Annotated in this window: 5 protein-coding genes; all 5 read right to left on the bottom strand. The window is 55.7% G+C overall.

Annotated elements, in window-relative coordinates:
* Nucleotides 1-695: 695 nt before the first annotated feature.
* Nucleotides 696-1,454, bottom strand: a complete 759-nt coding sequence (locus AC4PR2_RS27460) for a TIGR03747 family integrating conjugative element membrane protein (protein WP_086580538.1) — start codon at nt 1,452-1,454, stop codon at nt 696-698.
* The gene (gene traD, locus AC4PR2_RS27465) at nt 1,435-3,549 is read right to left on the bottom strand and encodes a type IV conjugative transfer system coupling protein TraD (protein ID WP_180547784.1); all 2,115 of its coding nucleotides are present in this window, start codon (nt 3,547-3,549) and stop codon (nt 1,435-1,437) included. Before traD ends, AC4PR2_RS27460 begins: the two co-directional genes overlap by 20 nt.
* Nucleotides 3,542-4,072 (bottom strand): hypothetical protein, encoded by a 531-nt coding sequence (locus tag AC4PR2_RS27470; RefSeq protein WP_180547785.1) that lies wholly within the window; start codon nt 4,070-4,072, stop codon nt 3,542-3,544. The genes traD and AC4PR2_RS27470 overlap by 8 nt, the downstream gene beginning before the upstream one ends.
* Nucleotides 4,056-4,682, bottom strand: coding sequence for a restriction endonuclease (locus tag AC4PR2_RS27475; protein WP_180547786.1), 627 nt, complete (start codon nt 4,680-4,682; stop codon nt 4,056-4,058). Before AC4PR2_RS27475 ends, AC4PR2_RS27470 begins: the two co-directional genes overlap by 17 nt.
* On the bottom strand, nt 4,679-4,798 hold a 120-nt coding region (locus AC4PR2_RS27480), incomplete at its 5' end, for a DUF2859 domain-containing protein (RefSeq protein ID WP_492175850.1). The genes AC4PR2_RS27475 and AC4PR2_RS27480, both read right to left, overlap by 4 nt.

A 4,798-nucleotide genomic window follows, 5' to 3' on the forward strand; every position in this document is an offset into this window, starting at 1 on the left:
CGGCGCCGAGACCACGAACAACGGGGATAGGCATACACAAGCACTCCTTGATGATTTAGGGTGCTCTCAGGGTGCGACAGATGGGGCGGGAGGTCAGCGGATAACTCTTTATAGAATTTTGATAATTTTTAGCCAGGGGAAGCGCATGAAGCTAAATAAGCGGTCTGCAGACACTATTGTTGTAAAAAGGCCTATTTTGTACATCAGCAGCAATAAGAGAAGGGGGTATCAGTTTGCACCGTTGGTAACACCAACGGCAGTAATACCAGTATCAGAATCAGCCCGACCTCATAAATGCATCACGACACTGAAAAGGAACATAGATCCCCCAATACACAAGATCGCAAGTACTTGCAGGACACGTAACCAACGTTGAACACGGTTTTCCGGAGGGGCTTTCTCTAAAATAGGTTTAAGCAGTGTGGCTAGAATAACAGCCTCAAGAGCAATAACAGCGCAAATATACAGATTCATTCAACACCTCGTTTTCGATTAAATTGCAGAGCCACAAAAATATTTAGGGGACATTCAGAGGACAATAAATGGTTCGAACAAGAAGGACAGCAGGTAACTCGTTATGAAGTTTTGATGGTTTTTAAGCCTGGAAATACTGCCGCGCCGCACAGCGGCTTGTCTGCTGACGGCAGCGCACAAAAGCCAGTTTTGTACGCCGCCGTCCAGCTCGAGTTTTCGCTCTAGAGATACTTTTTAAAGGAGGCTGTCGTTACCGTTACCGCAATGCCGAGCAGAATAGCAGCCGGCAACAACAGCAGATTGGGGTATACCGCCGTTGGCCATGACAGGTACAGCATGCAGGGGATATACACCGCCGGCTTCACCATCCGCTTGGCATGGTGGTACACAAAACTCGACTCATAGCCGGCACCGTAGCGCCGAATATCACGTCGCCCCAGCCCCTCGGTCAGCGCGACCAGCATCACCAGGATAAACAGCGGGATGGACAGCACCAAAATGGTCACACGTACCAGGGTGATGACGGTGACGTACACCGTCGCCATCAGGTACTCTTTAAGCGTGGTAGCCAGCCAACCACTCCAGCTGTTCAGTTCCCTGGCAACCGCATTCTGACTGTGTACCTGGGTGTCATACGCCTGCTTAATCCAGTCCAAAAAGCCACTGTCCACGAAGGTCCATTGATACGCCATCATAATCCAACGGGTGACGGTCACTGACGGTTCAGACAGCAGCAGACTGCGTGTAAACTCAGAGGACAGGTACCCCAACTCGGTGTTCATCACCGCTTCACTGTGCGATGCGCCAAGCTCTGGCCAGAAGAAGGCCATCCCGACATATTCGATCACCAGGCTCACCAAAAGCGAAGCTAGGAACATCCCGATCAGCATCCAGGGCCAGCCCCACAGCACGTTGTAAAACAGCCCATGCTTACGGGGTTGTACGGGCTGCTGAGGTTGATTATTCACCGCTTGCGACATTCAGCCCCCCTTTGATGGCAACATCCGGCATTACCGTGCTGGCAGACCACCAGGACTCGCTGGTACGGTAGTTGCGCTGCATCTCCTCGGCAATCTTCTGCAGGTTGGCAGGCATCAAAGCATCATCCCTGTCACCGCTGGGCAGTGGCATCCGAATTTTCCACAGTTGACCACCTTCCAGTAGCGCGAACGCCTGCCCTTTCGGGAGGTTAATCACGTCCGCCGGGGCAAGCAGAGGGGCTTTCACAGTACCGACACGGTCCTGGGTATTGGAAGTAAAATCCTGTCCCTTCTCCACATCGGCCATATCGGCATGCCCTGATACCAGGGTTTTGGTGTAAATATCGACCTCCGGGAGCTGTGTTGTCAGCAACTGTGCGGTCCGGTTCTCACGCACACGCAGCATAATCAGGGTATTGAAGTTACCTGTCACCTGAGCCGCCTTCGCGGTACTGCCGATGCGCGCCTCGATATCTGACTCGGTTTGCGTGTAGGCCGTCACCTGCATACCGGCGCCGCCGCCTTTGTTGATAAGCGGGATAAATTCGTCCCCCATGAGCTCGTTGAACTCGTCACAATGCAGGTTGATCGGCAGTTTACCGTCTGCCCGGGTCGGCAACCCGCCGTGCATACCGTGTTTATAGATATGACCGGCAACCGACACCAGGTCAGCAAACATGCTGTTGCCGACGGCAGAGGCGACCACCCCGTCCGACAAGGCATCCAACCCCACGTAGACAATACCGCGCTTGCGGATAACCTGCTCCCAGTCAAAAATGGGCCTCGGGTCGCTCATATCCATATAGTTCGGCGCCAGGAGCTCGGCGGTCTTGCCGGTGGTGAGTTTTTCCAGCAGCGGTAACAGGGACGCCACAATTTTATCGAAGTAGGTACGGTCATAACGGACGGCTGACCGCAGACCATCGAGAATGGGGTCATACAGTTGCTTGCCGGCCTCGGAACTCAGAGCCATTTCCACCGCCATGATTTTTATCGCGTTCGGCTGGCCCTGCATATTTCGCGGGACATCGTCCTCCGTCAGCACCTGCAGGCTGTTATCGATTTGTTGCTGCAGCGCTGGCATACGCGCTTCAATCACTTTCTTTGCGTAGGTCTCATACAGCTCGCTGATGTTGTTCACGTAACGTGTGATCAACTGATAGTCCGGACGCTGACCCAGCGCGACCAGGGCACGCGCCACAATATTGACGAATCGCCAGGCAAACTCACGGAACGCCGCACTATTGCCCTCTCCGCTCAGTTGCCCGGAAATACGCCCGGCCACTTCGGACACACGCTCAAAGCGCCCGACGGCGTTATAGCGTGCCGAGATATCCGGCCAGCCCAGGTGGAAGATGAACAGCTCATCCCCACGGCCGGCACGGTGGGCTTCAGCCCAAACACGCCGCAGCAGGTCAGCATCCCCTTTTGGATCAAACACAATGGTGATGTCACCGCGGCGTATATCCTGGGTGATAAGCAGCTCTGCCAGGCGGGTCTTGCCTACGCGGGTAGTGCCCAGCACCAGGCTGTGGCCCACACGTTCGCCCAGCGCCATCGAGACATCAAGCTCATCGGGTTCAATGCCGTGAATGGCCGGGTTTCCTCCAACCGGTGGCAACGGCCGCACCGGGTTCAGCGGGGAGTCCTTGCGCAGCAGTTGGGACAACCACGGCAGGGTATATTCGGTTTTAAGCTCCAGTCGGCGCGCCACCTGGTACATTTTTGGCGGCTGAACATATTTCTCAACCTCTGGACGGCGGGTGTCCATCAAACGCTGGGTGTGCTTTTGCTGCCAGCGGAACCCCCGCCCCAAGAACAGCCGCTGCCGGCTAACCGGGATCTGTGCGCTTGTCATGACATAGCGCGGCAACCGGCGAAGGTTACGGCGATAGCGGATCACACGCATGCCCTGGCGGGTACGAATGGCAGACAACACCGCAAAGCTGCCGGCGGTGACATAGTTCACCTCTGGTGCCAGCGCCACCGACCAGGGCGCTACCGCACAAACCACAGCGGCGGCCCCTGACACAATCGCCGTATTGAGCTCCACTGCAGGGCGCAGCAAGGCTTCCATCACGTGTCGGTTACTCATTGCGACCTTCCTTATTATTCGCGGGTTTGTCATATTGAAAGAGCATGCTGCGCTCCCCTTTTGCATTGATAGATCCGTAGTAAACAGCGTTCCGACTCATCTGGCGGCGCCTGATCAGCAAAGAAAGCAGTTCGACCAACAATCCCAATGCGACCAACCCACTCCCGATGACGATAATCAGATGCCGTTCCTTCGCAGCAACCTCTGCAAACGACTGCGGATAAGGTTTACAGTCCCGTTTTTTAATCGGCACCGCCGACGATTCAGTCAACGGTTTTACGTCAGGGGCATCTGGATACGGACAAGGCTTAACCATAACCATCCCCTCGGGGGCTGCACGGTAATTTTGCGCAATGTTGGCCATGCGTGAGGCAGCCTTCTGCCCGCCGGAATCACCGAGCGTTGAGACAAAAAACATGAAGCCTATAACAGCCAGCACAACGCCAGGCCAGACCAACAAGACTCTGAGAACCGCAGACAGAAAGTGGATAGCCACAACAACATAATTAGGCTGATGAAACATTTGAGGCACTCCGTTTGGTTACCGTGCTCCCAGGCAGAAATGACAACCACTCCGCATTGCCGGCAAGCAACGCCAGCAGCTTCTGGCCACTGACCAGATGAACGTGAGGATGGTTCTGCAGCAAAGCACGGCTCAGCTGGCCGGTACGGCCGGTATGAATGAAAAAACCCTGACAGTGGTGATGCCGCAGCAACGCACCAAAACGCGTAATATGGGACTGTGTGATAGCCCGGCCGTAACGCTTGGCCTGGATGAGGTATTTTTGGTCACCGATGATGACCTGACCATCCAGACCACCGTCACCGCTGTATGAGGTATTGCGGATAACCGCATACCCCTGACGCTCGAACGCCAGGAGCAGCAGCTCTTCAAAAACGTAGGGATTGATTTTGCGCAGATAGGCCAGACGCTGACCATTGCCGCCCAACTGGGGCAGTCGCTGCAGAACACGGGCAGCAGCCGCACGGTAACGCCGGTGGCGGCGTACGGAGGCCGACTCACGGCCACGCAGATTCAACCCGGCCATCACCGCAATAAACAGCCCTGTCAGCAGGACGGCCAGCACCGGATTCGCCATCAGCGCGATACCGACATGCTGCGGAGACATCATGGTGTGACCTGCTGGGACAAACCGGTATCAGTGATGAGTACCGGGTAATTCGACAGCTGCAGCCGGCGCGCCAACTCACTGCCGGATGCCGGCGCCATCGGCACCCCCGGCGCCAG

The sequence above is a fragment of the Serratia sp. A07 genome, assembly GCF_058725505.1.

Coding starts and splice junctions, on each gene's coding strand:
- AC4PR2_RS27470 (WP_180547785.1), bottom strand. CDS start 4,072: ATGTTTCATCAGCCTAATTATGTTGTTGTGGCTATCCACTTTCTGTCT.
- AC4PR2_RS27475 (WP_180547786.1), bottom strand. CDS start 4,682: ATGATGTCTCCGCAGCATGTCGGTATCGCGCTGATGGCGAATCCGGTG.
- traD (WP_180547784.1), bottom strand. CDS start 3,549: ATGAGTAACCGACACGTGATGGAAGCCTTGCTGCGCCCTGCAGTGGAG.
- AC4PR2_RS27460 (WP_086580538.1), bottom strand. CDS start 1,454: ATGTCGCAAGCGGTGAATAATCAACCTCAGCAGCCCGTACAACCCCGT.